General features: G+C 35.5%; 1 protein-coding gene. It reads right to left on the bottom strand.

Annotated features, from left to right (window positions below):
• Positions 1-102 precede the first annotated feature (102 nt).
• Positions 103-309 carry a hypothetical protein gene (locus H5232_RS23600; RefSeq protein ID WP_182831717.1) on the bottom strand — a complete coding sequence of 69 codons (207 nt, stop codon included), beginning with the start codon at positions 307-309 and terminating at the stop codon, positions 103-105.
• Positions 310-532 lie beyond the last annotated feature (223 nt).

The raw sequence follows: 532 nt of genomic DNA, 5'->3' as shown, positions 1-532 counted from the left end.
TAGCTCTGTTGTTTTTAAGCGATTCATAAGATCACAAAACACCATGAATGTTCCCTCGCTTCCCACATTTTTTAATACTATTAGTTCATTGATATATAAAGGCTAATTCTGGGGATACTTTAGGTTTTCAGCGCACCACTGGTTAATCGCGTTAACACGGTTTTCTCTTTTTATTTTTTCCCGTTCTTCATGAGTTAAACCGTCTTTTTGTTCAGCAAAATAGCGCTCAAGATCCTCATCACTAATAAGGTTATCAATTAAGTCATCAAGTTCGCTTGATTTCTCTGAGCTTTTATCATTACTACTCATTGTTACTCCTTTATTTGCTGTACTTCATTATGTATTGTTTTTACAACTCAACTTATTAAAACTTGGCTTTTTTATAATTTACCCTTTATAAATGAATGATGGCTTGGCTAATGACTTGGCCAATGCGGTGGCTATACTTGCGCTCATCGCCCCAAGAAAAGAACCCTGGCTTTTCACCTGCTTTGTAATATTCGATTGGTAAGCCATAAATACTATTAAACCC

Source organism: Pseudoalteromonas sp. SG41-5 (assembly GCF_014164495.1).
Taxonomy (GTDB): Bacteria; Pseudomonadota; Gammaproteobacteria; order Enterobacterales; family Alteromonadaceae; genus Pseudoalteromonas; species Pseudoalteromonas rhizosphaerae.
Note: the sequence above shows the minus strand (reverse complement) of the source record. Positions and strands in the feature narration are given on the sequence as shown.